The following is a 16,092-nucleotide window of genomic DNA, read 5'->3' as shown; positions in this document are numbered from 1 at the left end:
CAACATTGATGAGGGGCTGGTGATTTTTTCATAATGCCCCAGTCGAAATCAGGGGTAATCTTGAAAGTATTTAGTACTAATTAAGGTGGCCTCTGAGCGCAGTGAGATTATTGACATGCATGAATTTGAATAAAGATACAAAGGAGTTATCGACGAATCGATTTATGTTAGTATCCAATTTTCATTTTATATAACTACTATTGTCTCTTACACAGTTACCTGAAGGTATCCTACAATTAAATCCGTTAGTAATAATTGATTGAATTTTGCAATTCCACTAAACATAAAATCTAATTATATTATAAATATTTATAAGCAATATAATAATCATCAAAGCATTAAATATAACTTCAATTTGTTTATTATTAAATTTAATTGCCAATTGTGATCCCGCTAACCCCCCCAAGACACCACCCAATACCATAAATGGTAACATTGATAAATTATAGCTACCAAAACCTGTAGTGAAAGTTATTGACAACAAATTAGAGGCTTGTGAGAATAAAATAATAAAAGTAGAATTAATCATTGCGTTTCTTGCATCCATTGAAAAAAGCAGATACAAAAACGCTACATTTAGGGGACCTCCACCTATTCCTAAAAATGCTGAAATAACTCCTAATGAATATCCGACTATTAGAATTATTATTTTTCGCTTGATAACTAGCGTCTTCCAATTATGCTTATATCGCACAAACAAATAAATCAGTAACAATATACAAGCTAAAATGTATGACTGAATTAGCGCTAATAGCTGTTCATTTTCCATGACAGTTATTAGGTGATTAAATAAATATCTTCCAGACATACCACCTAAAATCGAACCCGCTGCTATTAAAATACTTGTTTTGCTATCTGGCTTAATATTATTTCTAAATGCTTTCACCAAAGTGACAATTGCCATAGATAAAACTGTAAAAGACGATAACACTCCGATCGAAGCAAGATCAAAGTGGTGTAACAGATCTAGGACCGGTTTTATAATCACACCACCACCTAGACCTGCCGTCGCACCAACAACGGATGCGATCAATGCTATAAGAAAATATATAAAATTGATTTTACTTCACCCGCTTACTCTTTAGATCGAAAATCCGTACACTCTAATTTTTCAGGAGATTCATACCAAACCCAGGTGAGTCTGGAATCTTAATCGTCCCATTTTCACATGTCAGCGGGTTTATAAACAGAGCAGAAGACCAACTCATCCATTCAACCTTTTCACTATAAGGATAGGTAGACATTAAATGCACTGCATACTCAGGGAATAAATGTACTGCACATGGAACTCGGTAATACTCAAGAATTGGAGCTATTTTAAGCCAACCCGTTATTCCTCCAATTCGTTGTAAGTCCGGTGTAAAGTAATTAGAGGTGTTTTGGGCAAGACAAGTAAAGACATTATTCATCCCGTAAATATTTTCACCAAAACAAACTGGCGTCTTAGAGCTTAATGTCAGTTGATTATAACCTTCTAAATCGTTTGTATCTAAAGGTTCTTCCACCCAATAAACATTATATTTCTTTAGAATATCTAGCATTTCTTTTGCTTGCTTTCTATTCCATCCTTGATTTACATCTACCATAATATTAAGTTCATTTCCCCAATGATTTCGTAAAGCATCTAAAATTTCAATGTCTTCCTTAATATTTTTTCTGCCCATCCTCATTTTTATTGATGTAAAACCAATACTAACCAATTCCTCAGACTGCTTCATAATAGAGTCCAGATTAGTTAACCACAATCCATCACTTGCATAGGCATCAAAACTATTTTCCTCCCCGCCTAGCAATCGATAAACTGGTTGGTTATAAGTCTTGCCTTTGATATCCCATAAAGCTATATCTATTAAAGATATTGCGAAGGTAACGATTCCGGAATGACCAAATAATTTTGTCCTTTCCCACATTTCCTTATTTCTTTCTTCTATGGCTAATGGATTTTTACCTATTAACAGCTTTTCTAAAAATGCTACGATGCTACTCGTAGCATCAGCGACCTGTTTATTAAAAGCCTGGATATAGGATACTCCTATAATTCCCTCGTTCGTATGTATCTCTAACGTAAGAAAAGGTATTTTATCTGATTTTCTTACACTCGAGACAACTGGATATTTAATGTCACTTAGAACATAAGAAGACTTTAATGACAAAATTTTCATTTTAACACTTCCTTAAATAATAATTAAAGTTGTATCGATAAATATTTTGCCTCAAGATATTCCATAATTCCTTGGAATCCACCTTCTCTTCCAATTCCACTTTCCTTAAATCCACCAAATGGTGCTTGAGCAACAGCCGGATTTGGATCATTTAATCCGATAATTCCATACTCTAATTTTTCTGCAATAGAATATGAACGCTTTAAATCCTTGGTATAATAATAAGCCGCTAATCCAAAGTTTGTATCATTGGCATAACCTATCACTTCATCATCATTTTGGAATGTCCAAATTGGTAAAACTGGTCCAAACGTTTCTTCTTTATTTATTTTCATGTCTTTAGTCATATTAGTTAATATAGTTGGTTCATAAAAATAACCTTGTGCTTTAACGGATTTACCACCAGTCACCAAGTTTGCATTTTTCTCTAATGCATCCGCTACTTGATCTTCAATTTTAATAATAGCAGCTTCATTTATGACTGGACCGAGATCTGTATCCGCATCTAAGCCACAACCTATTTTAAACTCCTTTACCTTTCCTGCTAAAGATGAAACAAATTGATTTAATATGTCTTCGTGTACATAAATTCGATTAGCTGAAACGCATGTTTGACCCGCATTCCTAAATTTACTTACAATAAGACCTTCTACTGCCTTCTCTATGTCTGCGTCCTCAAATACAATAAATGGTGCATGTCCACCAAGTTCTAGTGAAATTCTTTTCACCTGGTTTGCCGCTTCTTTATATAAATACTTTCCAACTTGTGTTGATCCAGTAAAGGAAATCTTTTTAACTTCATTATTTTGTAAAAATTCTTCACCTATTTCTGACGCTACTCCAAACACAAGATTTGCGACACCTTTAGGTAGACCCGCCTCTTCAAATATTTGGAATAGCTTAATCGCCGTGAATGGAGTAAATTCAGACGGCTTTAATACAACTGTACAACCCGCTGCTAGGGCAGGTCCTAATTTACGGGTAACCATAGAAACCGGGAAATTCCAAGGGGTTATAGCAGCTGTCACGCCCACCGGCTCATACCATGTTAATAACTTTTTCGTAGCATCTGAAGCAGGTATAGTGTTTCCATATACACGTTTTCCTTCTTCCGCATACCACTTTAAGAAATCTGCTGCTTGTAATGTTTCGCCTATCGCTTCCCTCAAAGGCTTTCCTTGTTCAATTGACAAAACTCTCGCTATTTCTTCTTTTCTCTCTATCATCATTGCCGCTATTTTCTCAAGATAAATAGCCCGCTCCTTTGCCGGCATACTCTTCCAAGCTGGAGATGCTTTCGTAGCTGCTTCGATAGCTTTCTTCGTATCCTTACGTCCTGCACTTGTGATTTTCCCTATAACCTCATTGGTAGATGGATTATGTACATCAATAAAATTGGATGATTTACTTTCTATCCATTGACCATCTATATATAACAAACCTAGTTCGAACTCTTCTTTATTAGTCATATTTGTAATCTCCTTTTCATTCGAATGTTATCCAACCATATGCCAAGATTAAACTTGGTTTTCACTTCCAAATAGAATGATTTTTTCTTTCACTTTCTCTTTTACATCATACACCGCCTGGTCTAGCAAATCGGTAAGATGACCGTAACTATTCTCAGTTATACTCTTCGTGATTGACTCTTTAAACTTTAATCGTAAATCTGTATCAACATTAATCTTAGCTATTCCTAATGAAATTGACTTTCTAATCATTTCGTCAGAAATTCCAGATCCCCCATGTAAAACGAGTGGGTGTGATACAACTCCAGCTATCTCTCTTAATCTATCGAAGTGAATGTAAGGCTCTTTTGTATACACTCCATGAGCTGTCCCTATAGAAAATGCAAAAAAGTCGATATTTGTTAAGTTTACAAATTCTATAGCTTCTTCCAAGGTTGTTATACTTGCCTCATCTTCACTAACATGTACCTCGTCTTCTACTCCCGGAATTTGTCCAATTTCTCCTTCAACTGGTATACCATGAGCTTTAGCTATTTCAATTACTTTTTTTGTATTCTTTACGTTTTCTTCTATAGAAAGGTGGGAACCATCATACATAACAGATTGGAAACCACTATGAATAGCTGACTCTGCTTGTTCAATACTATTACCATGGTCTAGATGGATAGATACGGTCGCATCAATAGACTTTCCAATCGCTTTAATCACATTAACGGACTCTTCCATTCCATATCTGTTAATCATTTTTTGACCAATTTGAATAATTACAGGGGCTCTTAATTCTTCGGAAGCCAACAATATTGCTTTTATCGTTTCTAAATTATGAGGATTAAATGCCCCTACGGCGTAACCTTCTCTACGAGCTTTCTCTAAAACTTCTTTCGTGTTTTTTTGTTGCAAAGCTTTATTCCCCTTTCATACCTTCAGTTTTTCTCGTTCTCTTCAAGTGAATATTATAGGAATATGTATCGGATCTATATTTTGTGCATGTAAACTCAAGAGGAGCACCATCAACCCCGTAACTGATCCTATTCATTTCCAATAAAGCTGTTCCAGGACCTACCCCTAATAGACCGGCCTCAAACCCTGATGCGTTTGTTGCGCTTATACTTTCGTCTGCTTCTGTCAAATAAATATTATATTTTTGCTCTAATAAATCATAGAATCTTATCTCATTTAAATTTTCTTTCAAAAGTAGCTTTCCAATGTTCTTAGGCCAACAGCTTCTTTCATACGCAATGGGAAGATCATCAGCAATCCTGATTCTTTCAATAATAAGAATCTCGTCTTGGGGACTGAGTGACAATTTAGACATCTCATATAAATGGTTAGACTTCATCTCAGCAGATATCAACTTTGCTGAAGGTACATAGCCTTGCTCCATTATTTCTTCTGCAAACCCAGTTAATTCACCTAAAGTTTCAACAAAGACTGATGATTTAACAATTGTTCCTTTACCCCATATTTTTTCTAAGACACCTTTATTTACTAGTAATTGTATTGCTTCTCTAACAGTTGTTCTACTGACGTTATACTTCTCAATCATTTCGCTCTCCGAGGGAATAAGTGTTCCTGAATCCATTCCTTCTTCTAAAATTTTCCCAGAAATAATTTTGGCCAACTGTTTATAGAGAGGTTCTTCAGCATTAGAATCTAATCCCTCATTTTTCATTTTAGTCACACCTTCAAATAATTCTCGGATAAGCACTAATATCGAATCCGGCTAAAGGACGAAGCCAGTTTTTAAACTCTGCATTTGGTCTACCAGCTTCATTTAAAAAGTTCTCAGGAATTTTCTTTTCCGTTTTCACTATATCTTTTAACATCACCTGATTTAATTCGAAGGAATATTCAGGGATATCTGCTACTCTTTCGATTGAAATCATGACATTGACATCATCATTTTCAATAAGTTCAATAGCTTTTTTCCCAATTTTTACGGATTCTAAATAATCTTGGGTTGACACGGCCATTTGAAAGGATCGTTGACTCATCCCTAATAGTTCTGCGCGAGATGAAAAACCTAATTCTTTTTTCACCTTCTCTGTAAGAAATTCTGAAACTCCTCCAAGTACAGAAGTCTCTACGTTATTCTGCAATGACTTTTGTGCCAATAACTCCCCTTTTCCATTACGAATTCCTTCACTAACAACGACTGTTGTGTACCCTCGAGTATTAACACTTTCTTTCACCTCACCTAAAAAGTCATTTAACTTAAATTCTTTTTCTGGTAAATAGACGAGATGAGGAGCATCCTCTTGCGTTTCTCTTGCAAGAACAGATGATGCCGCTATCCAACCTGAGTTTCTTCCCATCGTTTCAATAACTCGAACTTGTTCGAACCTCCGCATAGCTTCTAGGTCTTTCCCAATATCTCGAGTTGATAACGCAACAAATCTAGCTGCACTCCCAAATCCAGGCGTGTGATCGGTCAACTCTAAATCATTATCGACTGTTTTTGGTATCCCGATTATTTTTAGATCATAGCCACGAGATTGCGAGACTCGATAAATCTTGTTCAATACTAGCATCGTGCCATTTCCACCACTAAACACGACATTTCTAATTTCGTGTTTAGTAAGATTATCTACTATCATCTCAATATCTTCATCTGATAAATAGTATCGGCATGTCCCTAAACAAGCACCCGGTACTTTTTTAAATTTTAATATATCATTGAGATTATGTTCATTAATTGGAATTAATTTTTCTTCTAATAATCCTTCAAAGCCATACAAAGCGCCATATAAATCATATTTGTCAATCGCGCTTTCTACGCTACTGACAAAGCTTGCATTTGTAACTGAGGTAGGCCCACCAGATTGTCCAATTAGTATTTTCTCTTTCTTCATCGAGCTCGCCCCTCTATCACTTTATCTATTTCGATAATTACCTTTACCCCATTTGTAGTATTTAGCGATCGTTCATAAGCTTGTTGCACATTTTCAAGGTAATATTTTTCATCTACAATAAGTGGTCTGTATTTTTCTCTCTTTTCAGTAGATAATATAGTTATTGCATCAATTACTTCTTCCTTTTTATACATTTGACTGCTAACAACTGATATTTCATATTTACCAAATTCATTTATATATATTGCGTCGTCTTTTTGAAATGTACTTAAAATCACAACTTTTTTTGGCACAACATTAAGCGTTAGCAATGATTTCAATAATGGATAATAACCTGTGCATTCAAATACTAACGGTCTTAACAATTCATTATTATTTCGTTCTGCATCATGAATACTGTTATAGACTTGAAAACCTAACGTTTTTGCAAACGTTATTCTATCCTCATTTTTCTCTATAAGATAAGGATTCACACCTAGCTCTTCTCTCAAATATGTTGCCGTAAGCAATCCAATCGTTCCGGCTCCCGTAATAATAACAGGTTGTCCCTTCTTAATTTCTATTAAAGAGACCGCATGTATAATCACAGCAAGAGGTTCATATAATACTCCGACAGAAAAATCAAAGTTCTTCGGAATCTTTATTAAATTCTTCTCATGAAGTTTTAAATACTCTGCTAGACCCCCACTAAATTTAAAGCCGATTACTTCTCTTTCTATACAAAGATTTTCTTCGCCAACTTTACAATAAGCACACTTTCCACAAGAGACAATTGGATATAGAGCGACCCGATCACCTGGCTTGAAAATTGAGTCAGGACTGCTCTCGGCTACTTCTCCAAGACATTCATGTCCTAATACCGCAGGAGCGGATATTCGTGGATGACTTCCCAGGAATACATGTAAATCAGAACCACAAACCCCAACAATTTTAGATTTCACCAACACATGGTTCTCCTTTAATCGAGGCTTCTCATCATTAATAACTTCAAACTCACCTTTTTTTATAAGCAGAGCTTTTTTCATCATTTTAAATTCACTCATTTCATCATTCTAATTCAATAAGTTCTTTACTATCAACATAGATTATCCTTTAACTGAACCACCCATGATTCCACTAACAATATATTTTCCCATAAAGAAAATTATCGGTATTGTCGGAAGTGCAAGAAGAATAGATGCGGATGCAATTGCACTCCAGTTATAGCTTGAATAAGTTAAAAAATCCATAATAGCAACAGGACCTGTTGAAGATTTAGAACGAGTTAAAATTAAAGCAAAGAAAAAATCATTCCATGCAAGAATGAATGATAAAATCCCAGCTGTAACTAGTCCGGGTTTAGATAAAGGCAACGCAATCGAGAAAAATGTTCTCCACAAACTTGCACCATCTATTGAAGCAGACTCTAACAACTCATTTGGTAAATCTGAAAAGTACATCCACATTAACCAAATTACTAAAGGTAGAGTAATAATTAAATAGGCTACAATCAGTCCGAATATGTTATCGATCATGTTAAAGTTTACAAAAAACAGAAATAGTGGAATTGCAAATCCTATTGGAGGTGCCATTCTTAAAAGCAGGACAAACCACGAATAATAATTCTTCCCTCTTATTTTCCACTTTGCTAATGAAAAAGCTGCAGGAACACCAATAATTAATGCTATAGAAGAAGCTCCTAATGCAGCTGTAAAGCTGTTCAATATGGATTTAGGAAATCCAGATTTTAACACTCCCACTATATTATCAAGTGTAAATCCAGTAGGAGACATCCAAATAGGCTCAAAAATTTTATCCGGCACCCTAAAGGCTACGATTAGCATCCAGATTAAAGGTGAAATACTAAACAACAAAATTATAACAAGTGCAATTACTTTAAGTACTTTTGCATTATTATCACTACTACCCTTTTGGCTAGCCATCCTTTTATACCTCCTCTTTATTATCTAGTCGAATCGCAAAATAGCTTAGTCCCATCGTGAGTAGGAATAAAAAGAGCGCTAAACTACTTGCATAACTAATCTGTGAGTACTCAAAACCTTGTACGAAAGCATAGAAATTTGTAACCTCGGTAGATGTACCAGGTCCTCCACCAGTCATTACATAAATCAATGGAAAGGATTTAAAACTTTCAATCAACCTTAAAGTCGCAACTAATATAATTGCTGGTTTTAATGACGGCAATGTTATGTATAAGAAGGCCTCGAACTTGTTAGCTCCATCAACAGAGACCGCTTCATATAATTCTTTTGGAATTCCTTGTAACGATGCTAGCAAAATAATCATTACGAACGGAAAGTTATTCCATGTATCCGCTACGATAATTGAAAAAAGAGATAATATTGGATGCGATAACCAGGAAGGACCTGAGATACCAAACAACTCAATGAAACTATTAATTGGACTGATAGTCGGTGTGAATATTGTCAACCAGACTAAAGCTACAACAATAGGCGGAACCATAAATGGAGCCATAATTACACCGCGTAACCATTTTACTTTCCCAATCAAATTATTAAGTGTTAATGCTGCGGCTAAACCTAATACCACTTGGGAAGTAACCATAAAAAAACTAAGGAGACCTTGAGTTCCTAAACTGCCCCAAAACCTTGAATCCTTCATCATTGTCATAAAATTATCTAGGCCTATAAATTTAGGCGGTGATATAGAAGCAATATTCCAATCAAGGAGCGAGACCCAAGTCATTCCAAATATCGGTATAATAGCTAAGGAGAAAATAATAATCATTGCTGGAAGAACCATTAGTAAGTAGGATAAATTATCATTTTTCTTCAACAGATTTTTAATTCCTCTTGGTTTATTTTCTCGTTCACCCAGAGTATGTTTTCTACGCATTTTGACACCTCACATTATATTTTTTCTCATGATTTTAATTTTCTCAAGGTACCTGTGGTACCTTGAGACGAGTTTGGTTATTATAAATTAATCAATGTTATAACCATTTCTTTTTAGTGTTTCTTTCACTTTATTGTTGGCATCTTCTAGCGCGTTTTCGGCACTTTTATTACCACTTGTAACAGAGTTCACTTCAATAGCAATGATATCTCCAATTTCTCCCCACTCTGGGAGTAATGGTCGATAATTCCCATCTGCCTGTTCTAATGCCTGATTTCTTATTTCTAAGAATTCACCATTCGCTATATTAAATTTCGCTTTGACTTCTTCATCTTGTGAAACTGATAATCTTGTAAAATCTGAGTAGTTTTGATTTAAAGCAATTTCTTTCTGAGTTTCAAAACTTGTAGCCCACTTAATAAATTCAAAGGCTTCTTCTTTATTATTTGAGAACTTCGATAGTGCAAGACCATGAACGGCAATCATAGGAGATGCACCGCTCTTACCTCCAGGAATTAATGCGATTCCTGTTTGATCTGCATACTTATTATTTTCTTCATCTAAAAATTGAGTAATGATTGAAGTACCATCTAATGAAATAGCGGCTTTCCCTTGCTGATAAGCTGATACAATATCAGGATAACTGTAATTACCTGCCCCTGAAGGACTATAATTCTTCACCAAATTTTCATAGTATTTTAATGCCTCGATGTTTTCCTTCGAGTTTAAAATTGGATTAAGATCTTTCGGAAAATCTTTAAAAAATCCTCCACCCATACTGTTCATAAACATAGGAAAGACGAACATATTAAGTCCTTGTCCTCTTTGTCCTCTTAGTGCCACAGCTGCAGTTTCATTGCTCTGAATCTTTTCTACAACCTCTGAAAATTCATCCCAGTTTTCCGGAGGCGAATCGATTCCATGCTTTTCAAAAATGTCTTTTCTATACCCCATTAATCCAACTTCTGCGAAGCCTGGTAAACCATATAACTCATCCTCATACGACATAGCATCCAATGTAGTTTCTATAAAGTCATTTCGATTGAGTTCTTCAGCATTTTCAACATATTCATTTAGTGACTCAACCCAACCAGCTTTTGCCCATTTTTGCTTTACAACAAATGACATATAGACTACATCAATATCTCCGGTTTTACCTGTGAAATCTAATTCAGTTCTCTGAATTCCTACATCTTGACCGACTACATCAATGTCAACTTTAATACCTGTATCTTCTTCAAATTTCGCCTCCAATTCCTTGAGACCTTCGTTAAAAGGATTATTATGTAAGAGGACTTTAACTGGCTTGTCTCCGTCTTCTCCACCGCATCCTACAAGGACGAGTGACAATAATAATATTAATACTAATGACGTACTTCTAAATATACCCCTCATTTGCAAAACTCCTCCCATTCAATAAATTTAATACCTAACAACTTATCATGACGTTGGAAACAGGTCATTATCAGAAGACCTATACCTCACCCCTCTATATATTTTCGAAAATCAAAGCGAAAATTTTCACGTTTGGTAATGACCTCACCAAGAGGTCATTACCTGTAAACCCTTACATTCGGAATTATACAACATCTTTTTTTATTTATCAAGAGTATTTTAAAAATATTTAAAAATATTATAAATTAAGTGTTTTTTTAATGATTTGCAAAAATTAAAGGGTACCTATACGGCGTGGTGAGCAGAACACCATCGATCTCTGCTTGTTCAAAAGTTTTTCTGCATTCAAATAAAATGGAAGTGTGACTGCCTTTAATAGCGATGTTGATGTATCTGGAATCTTCGTCGATGTGACGAGTAATAATGTACTAGATTTAATCCGGGGAGAATGATTTTATTGTATACGGAACGGATACCGGCTTCTTGACAACGCCAACGCCGGCATTGTTTTTACCAACGAGTGACAAGGAATTGAATTTACCACCCTTTATCAAGCAGCTTACCAGGAACTAAAAAACTGAGGATTATGTATGTAATGATCAAGTAGTTTGCGATTGTATTAAGGTAATTTGTCCGAGAATGCGAGCTACTAATTAATAAAATAGAAGGCAATAAACAACCATTAGAAAATGATTATTTCCAATGGTTTTCCGTATCATCTAATTCTTTTTCCCCTCTAGTTGCTCAGCGATAATATCAATAACGAAATTAACGAGCTCATCGTGATTTAAATTTTCATCTTCTACCAATACACAGGAATTTAAGAGCTTTTCTTCCACATTCAACATCACTTCTTCCGGTAAGTAAATGTAAAAGAAATATCTTGCTATACGATTTTCAACTTCCGAAGGAATCATATAGAACCTCCTAAACCATGGCGTTCTCTCATCGAAACTTCTCCATCAATCATAATTCGATAGGAATCATGAATAATTCGATCCAGGATTGCTTCTGCGATAGTTTCATTTCCCAATTTCAAATGACATCCACTTGGATCAATCTGCGAACAGAAGATGGTAGAAGACGTCTTGTGACGAGATTCAGTGATTTCTAATAAGATTGCTACTTCATCTGTTGATAAATTTATAAGCACCACTCGTCTAAGATGAGTAAATTTACTTTTGTATATTTCTTAATCAATTTGCGATAACTTCTATCCGCGGCTAACTTGGCAAGTGTAAGTTCATCTAATAATTCCGGTAAACGTATATATTTAACATTATAAAATTGTCGGCAGGCTGATACACCAAATGCGGATGCTAGAAATGATTTACCCGACCCTGTCGGTCCCTTCAGAATGATATTGTGATAGTCTTGAATATACAAATAATGGATCATACAAAAAAATCTCCCATATAATTAATGTCATACTATTCAGCGTGCACATTAATTATACAGGAGGTTCTTACTGGTAAATAGCTTGTCATTCACTGGTACATTTTTTGTCATGGTACAAAAGATGTCACTCGTGGTATTGCGGACGGAATGAGTCGACTGCGCGGAGTTTTGAGCCACTGTTTGCGGACGACAATTCACCCGAAATATTCAAAAGCAGACAGAAATTAGGTTTGAAAATTAAATTTTGGTTTTTCTCTTTTCTATATCAACATCAAATCAACAGAAATAAATTGCCTTAATTGTGTTGGAACCTGGTACCCAAAACTGCATCTAAAGGCGCGACTTCTATCCTCGCCATCAGCGGCTCTATCAATCGCAACCCAATCGATACCAAAACGGTTTTGGATAAAACTCATGGGTACGAATGACTGTTCAAATAGTTGGTATTCCTTCATTCCTTGAACAATTAATGAGTAAATATCGTTTATTATATAATTGTGAACGATATCAACTGCTCCAATCGGAATCATCCTTACTCACGCATTGATTTAATATTTCTTGTTTCTGATATAAGCGATTCGTACTTTAGTGCAATTTGATAAAACCTTTCCCCTTCACTTGTTAAAGTAACTCTTCTTACACCCTGTTCACGGTTTAATAACACAATATCGTATTCTTTCTCAAGGGAGTTTAACCGCAGACTAATCGCTGATTGAGTAACATATAGATGATTGGCAGCCTTTGAAATGTTCCCTAGTCTAACTATAGACAAAAATGCTTGAACTTGTTTTAGATTCATATTTAAGCACCTTTCTATATATCTGTAATGTAATAATTATCAACAGTACTTTTAATTTTACTATATTGCGAACAATCGTTACAACACTTTACTCTAATAGAAGGAAAGAACTTTTATTTAGTTGTTTTATTATTTTATACAATTGTGGTGTATTGTCTTGCACAGTACCTAAAATTATTCAACCTCTAACATATCTTTTATCTGTTATATATATAGAAATACAAAATAGATTTCAATACAAGGGAGAGACTTATGAAAAAAACCATAAAACGAATAGGTTGGATAGATACTGCAAAAGGGCTTGGAATAATGTTAGTGATATTAGGGCATACCAATTTTCCTGATAAATGGGCGATAGTCATTTATTCATTCCATATGCCGCTATTCTTTTTTCTATCAGGCTACCTATTTTCGGTAAAAAAATATAATAACTTTGGAATGTTTCTAAAGAATAAGGCGCGTTCACTTTTAATTCCATATTTCTTATTTTCATTTCTATCTTTTCTTTATCTTCCACTAATAAGTACAATTACTACAAATGGTATAAATTTAATGAAATCTTTCATAGGTATTTTTTATTCAATTGGCATAGATAATTGGATGCTACATAATATCGTATTGTGGTTTCTAACATGCCTATTTATTGTAGAAGTTATTTTTTACATAGTGGTTAAGAATATATCTAACTTTAAATTAATACTTTTTGTACTTTTTATTTTTTCAATTCTAGGTTACATAGACAGCTTATATATGCCAATTAGACTTCCTTGGAGTATAGATATAGCGATCACTGCTACAGTTTTCTTCGGATTTGGATTCATATCAAACAAAAAGGGAATAGTGGATAAACTATTGAATTCTAAAGTTATTATTATTTTTGTTCTGTCATTATTAATATTTACCTTGTTTATAAAAAACATGATTACCGACAACTATATGATTGACATGAACTACAACAAACTCAACAATTATTTTGATTTTTATATACCAGCAATATGTGGAATAATACTTATTATTATTCTCTCTTCTTTAATAAAATCAAAATTTCTGAATTATTTTGGTGAAAACACGCTAGTAATATTAGCTACTCATTTACCATTAATTAATCTTGTCGGCGTACTCCTAGATACTGTCGGAGTGAGTATTACTAATCAAGGGGGGATTAGAACCATTCTGGTTTCTTTTTTTGTCTCATTGCTTTCTATTCCTTTAATATATTTCATTAATCGCTATACCCCCTTTCTTCTTGGAAAGAAAATAAAATCCTGAATTAATTATTAATATGACAAAAAAATAAAGACTACGGAATGATTCTTGTAGTCTTTATTTTTAATACTGGCTATTTGATTTTTAATTGAATATAACAGGTTCACCGAATCTCCCTATCTTCACCATGTGTCAATAACCGCCTTGAAAGTTTCAAACGTCAAGGTTTCAAGACCAATACCTGACTAGATTAGCGTTTTCGTTTATAATGCCTATATTAAGAAGCCAGATTTTCAATGCGGAAAATTTTGCAAAATTTTTAAGTAGTAGTCGTTAGATATTTTTTAAGCGCTTCAACAATATATTTGGATGCGTGTCCATCTCCATAAGGATTATGTGCTTTCGCCATCTTTTCATATTCAACCGGATCAGTTAAAAGTTCATTGGTAAGTGAATAAATCGTATCTTCATCTGTACCAGCTAGCTTTAATGTACCCGCTTCGATTCCTTCTGGTCTTTCCGTTGTGTCGCGCAGAACGATGACTGGCTTACCAAGTGATGGAGACTCTTCTTGGATACCACCGGAGTCCGTAAGTATAATATGCGCAGCAGCAGCGAAGTTATGGAAATCGACTACTTCTAAAGGCTCAATCAAATGAACCCGGTCGTTATTTCCAAGTATTTCATCTGCCACTTCACGAACAGCTGGGTTCATATGCAAAGGATAGATAACTTGTATATCATTATGTTCTGCAAGAATACGATTAATTGCCTTAAATATGTTACGCATTGGTTCGCCGAGGTTTTCTCTTCGGTGTGCTGTTAACAAAATAAGACGGTCGTCCCCTAACTTTTCAAGCATTGGGTTTGAATAAGATTCTTTCACTGTAGTCTTCAAAGCATCTATTGCTGTATTCCCAGTGATGAAAATGCGATCATCTGATTTTCCTTCATTGCGTAGGTTTTGTGCCGACATTTCTGTTGGCGAGAAATGTAGATCTGCAATGTTTCCAGTCAGTTGACGGTTCATCTCTTCAGGGTATGGTGAATACTTATCCCATGTACGAAGTCCGGCCTCAACATGCCCTACCGCTATCTGATTGTAGAACGCGGCAAGACTCGCGATAAACGTTGTCGCAGTGTCTCCGTGAACTAACACGATATCAGGTTTCGCTTCTTTCATAATCCGGTCAAGCCCTTCCAGTCCTCGTGTTGCAACATCGATAAGTGTCTGGCGGTCTTTCATGATATTCAAGTCGTAATCAGGAGTAATCCCGAATGTATCAAGCACTTGATCTAGCATTTCCCTATGTTGAGCAGTTACTGTTACAATCGATTCAATCTCTTCATTATGCTTTTCAAGTTCGAGTACAAGTGGAGCCATTTTAATAGCCTCAGGCCTTGTTCCAAAAATCGTCATTACTTTCCAACGTTTCTTCAATCTACTGTCACATACCTCTCTTTTCATAAAAAATTCATGATAAAAACCTGAGTTCCACAGGAAATCGAAACTAAGTTATCATTTAAATATCTAAATTTTCCTTAATCAACTAAATGACTCTTTCCTGCTGTTCAATTGTCATATTCGACCCCGACGGCAAACAAATCCCCGTCTCAAACAACCGTTCACTCACAACATCATTTTGTGCATACGAATAAAACTTACATCCTTCAAACAATGGTTGCATATGAAGTGGCTTCCAAACAGGTCGAGCCTCAATACTCTTAGCTTCAAGTACATCAATTAGCTCATAAGGTTTTATCATCACTTTTTCTGGATTCAACGTCAACGCCGTCAACCAACGATTCGAATATGTTCCCTCAAGTTTTGGCATAAAACGAACACCATCAATATCAACTAATGCTTCAACATATCGATCAAACACGGCACGTCTAGCTTCTACACAGTTATCTAGTACCTCAAGTTGCGCTCGTCCTACACCAGCAAGAATAAA

At 35.1% G+C, this 16,092-nt stretch carries 15 protein-coding genes and 2 pseudogenes; 1 reads left to right on the top strand and 16 read right to left on the bottom strand.

The genetic code is table 11. From position 1 onward, the window contains the following. Nucleotides 1-277: 277 nt before the first annotated feature. The 14 genes and pseudogenes from JSQ81_RS15880 to JSQ81_RS15815 all read right to left on the bottom strand — a co-directional run bounded on the left by JSQ81_RS15880 (nt 278) and on the right by JSQ81_RS15815 (nt 12,931). Nucleotides 278-1,039, bottom strand: a complete 762-nt coding sequence (locus tag JSQ81_RS15880) for a sulfite exporter TauE/SafE family protein (protein ID WP_371812551.1) — start codon at nt 1,037-1,039, stop codon at nt 278-280. 64 nt (nt 1,040-1,103) lie between these two features. Beyond that, nucleotides 1,104-2,162, bottom strand: a complete 1,059-nt coding sequence (locus JSQ81_RS15875; RefSeq protein WP_212604983.1) for a mandelate racemase/muconate lactonizing enzyme family protein — start codon at nt 2,160-2,162, stop codon at nt 1,104-1,106. 23 nt (nt 2,163-2,185) lie between these two features. Then, nucleotides 2,186-3,631, bottom strand: coding sequence for an NAD-dependent succinate-semialdehyde dehydrogenase (locus JSQ81_RS15870; protein WP_212604982.1), 1,446 nt, complete (start codon nt 3,629-3,631; stop codon nt 2,186-2,188). Between the two features lie 48 nt (nt 3,632-3,679). Further along, nucleotides 3,680-4,531, bottom strand: coding sequence for a class II fructose-bisphosphate aldolase (locus tag JSQ81_RS15865; protein ID WP_212604981.1), 852 nt, complete (start codon nt 4,529-4,531; stop codon nt 3,680-3,682). Nucleotides 4,532-4,535: 4 nt separating this feature from the next. Beyond that, the gene (locus tag JSQ81_RS15860; protein ID WP_212604980.1) at nt 4,536-5,303 is read right to left on the bottom strand and encodes a GntR family transcriptional regulator; all 768 of its coding nucleotides are present in this window, start codon (nt 5,301-5,303) and stop codon (nt 4,536-4,538) included. A 13-nt stretch (nt 5,304-5,316) separates the two neighbouring features. Then, on the bottom strand, nt 5,317-6,483 hold the full coding sequence (locus JSQ81_RS15855; protein WP_212604979.1) for a diphosphate--fructose-6-phosphate 1-phosphotransferase: 1,167 nt from the start codon (nt 6,481-6,483) through the stop codon (nt 5,317-5,319). Then, nucleotides 6,480-7,526, bottom strand: coding sequence for a zinc-dependent alcohol dehydrogenase (locus JSQ81_RS15850; RefSeq protein ID WP_212604978.1), 1,047 nt, complete (start codon nt 7,524-7,526; stop codon nt 6,480-6,482). The genes JSQ81_RS15855 and JSQ81_RS15850 overlap by 4 nt, the downstream gene beginning before the upstream one ends. 42 nt (nt 7,527-7,568) lie before the next feature. After that, entirely contained in the window at nt 7,569-8,405 is an 837-nt protein-coding gene (locus JSQ81_RS15845; RefSeq protein WP_212604977.1) for a carbohydrate ABC transporter permease, read from the bottom strand. 4 nt (nt 8,406-8,409) lie between these two features. Beyond that, nucleotides 8,410-9,339, bottom strand: a complete 930-nt coding sequence (locus JSQ81_RS15840) for a carbohydrate ABC transporter permease (protein WP_212604976.1) — start codon at nt 9,337-9,339, stop codon at nt 8,410-8,412. 87 nt (nt 9,340-9,426) lie between these two features. Then, complete coding sequence (locus JSQ81_RS15835; protein ID WP_212604975.1) at nt 9,427-10,734, bottom strand: extracellular solute-binding protein; 1,308 nt, start codon at nt 10,732-10,734, stop codon at nt 9,427-9,429. Between the two features lie 719 nt (nt 10,735-11,453). Further along, nucleotides 11,454-11,651 (bottom strand): hypothetical protein, encoded by a 198-nt coding sequence (locus JSQ81_RS15830; protein ID WP_212604974.1) that lies wholly within the window; start codon nt 11,649-11,651, stop codon nt 11,454-11,456. After that, nucleotides 11,648-12,117 (bottom strand): annotated as a pseudogene (locus JSQ81_RS15825) (ATP-binding protein); the annotation flags it as partial. The gene JSQ81_RS15830 and the pseudogene JSQ81_RS15825, both read right to left, overlap by 4 nt. Before the next feature lie 275 nt (nt 12,118-12,392). Then, on the bottom strand, nt 12,393-12,662 hold the full coding sequence (locus JSQ81_RS15820) for a hypothetical protein (RefSeq protein WP_212604973.1): 270 nt from the start codon (nt 12,660-12,662) through the stop codon (nt 12,393-12,395). 2 nt (nt 12,663-12,664) lie between these two features. Continuing rightward, on the bottom strand, nt 12,665-12,931 hold the full coding sequence (locus JSQ81_RS15815) for a LysR family transcriptional regulator (RefSeq protein WP_212604972.1): 267 nt from the start codon (nt 12,929-12,931) through the stop codon (nt 12,665-12,667). Nucleotides 12,932-13,183: 252 nt separating this feature from the next. On the opposite strand from JSQ81_RS15815, the gene JSQ81_RS15810 reads away from it, so the two are divergent. Beyond that, the gene (locus tag JSQ81_RS15810; protein ID WP_212604971.1) at nt 13,184-14,200 is read left to right on the top strand and encodes an acyltransferase family protein; all 1,017 of its coding nucleotides are present in this window, start codon (nt 13,184-13,186) and stop codon (nt 14,198-14,200) included. Nucleotides 14,201-14,456: 256 nt separating this feature from the next. On the opposite strand, the gene wecB is transcribed toward JSQ81_RS15810, so the two are convergent. After that, entirely contained in the window at nt 14,457-15,578 is a 1,122-nt protein-coding gene (gene wecB / locus JSQ81_RS15805; protein ID WP_212604970.1) for a non-hydrolyzing UDP-N-acetylglucosamine 2-epimerase, read from the bottom strand. Nucleotides 15,579-15,687: 109 nt separating this feature from the next. Beyond that, nucleotides 15,688-16,089 (bottom strand): annotated as a pseudogene (locus JSQ81_RS15800) (DegT/DnrJ/EryC1/StrS family aminotransferase); the annotation flags it as partial. Between the last annotated feature and the right edge of the window lie 3 nt (nt 16,090-16,092).

The organism is Sporosarcina sp. Marseille-Q4063, from assembly GCF_018309085.1.
In the GTDB taxonomy this organism is placed as follows: Bacteria; Bacillota; Bacilli; order Bacillales_A; family Planococcaceae; genus Sporosarcina.
The sequence above is the reverse complement of the archived record's forward strand: the minus strand, read 5'-3'. Positions and strand labels throughout refer to the sequence as shown.

What these genes read in the sequence shown, in the direction of transcription:
- JSQ81_RS15830 (WP_212604974.1), bottom strand. Translation starts at nt 11,651, where the DNA reads ATGATTCCTTCGGAAGTTGAAAATCGTATAGCAAGATATTTCTTTTAC.
- JSQ81_RS15875 (WP_212604983.1), bottom strand. Translation starts at nt 2,162, where the DNA reads ATGAAAATTTTGTCATTAAAGTCTTCTTATGTTCTAAGTGACATTAAA.
- JSQ81_RS15850 (WP_212604978.1), bottom strand. Translation starts at nt 7,526, where the DNA reads ATGAGTGAATTTAAAATGATGAAAAAAGCTCTGCTTATAAAAAAAGGT.
- JSQ81_RS15835 (WP_212604975.1), bottom strand. Translation starts at nt 10,734, where the DNA reads ATGAGGGGTATATTTAGAAGTACGTCATTAGTATTAATATTATTATTG.
- JSQ81_RS15815 (WP_212604972.1), bottom strand. Translation starts at nt 12,931, where the DNA reads ATGAATCTAAAACAAGTTCAAGCATTTTTGTCTATAGTTAGACTAGGG.
- JSQ81_RS15870 (WP_212604982.1), bottom strand. Translation starts at nt 3,631, where the DNA reads ATGACTAATAAAGAAGAGTTCGAACTAGGTTTGTTATATATAGATGGT.
- JSQ81_RS15860 (WP_212604980.1), bottom strand. Translation starts at nt 5,303, where the DNA reads ATGAAAAATGAGGGATTAGATTCTAATGCTGAAGAACCTCTCTATAAA.
- JSQ81_RS15845 (WP_212604977.1), bottom strand. Translation starts at nt 8,405, where the DNA reads ATGGCTAGCCAAAAGGGTAGTAGTGATAATAATGCAAAAGTACTTAAA.
- JSQ81_RS15855 (WP_212604979.1), bottom strand. Translation starts at nt 6,483, where the DNA reads ATGAAGAAAGAGAAAATACTAATTGGACAATCTGGTGGGCCTACCTCA.
- JSQ81_RS15840 (WP_212604976.1), bottom strand. Translation starts at nt 9,339, where the DNA reads ATGCGTAGAAAACATACTCTGGGTGAACGAGAAAATAAACCAAGAGGA.
- JSQ81_RS15820 (WP_212604973.1), bottom strand. Translation starts at nt 12,662, where the DNA reads ATGATTCCGATTGGAGCAGTTGATATCGTTCACAATTATATAATAAAC.
- JSQ81_RS15810 (WP_212604971.1), top strand. Translation starts at nt 13,184, where the DNA reads ATGAAAAAAACCATAAAACGAATAGGTTGGATAGATACTGCAAAAGGG.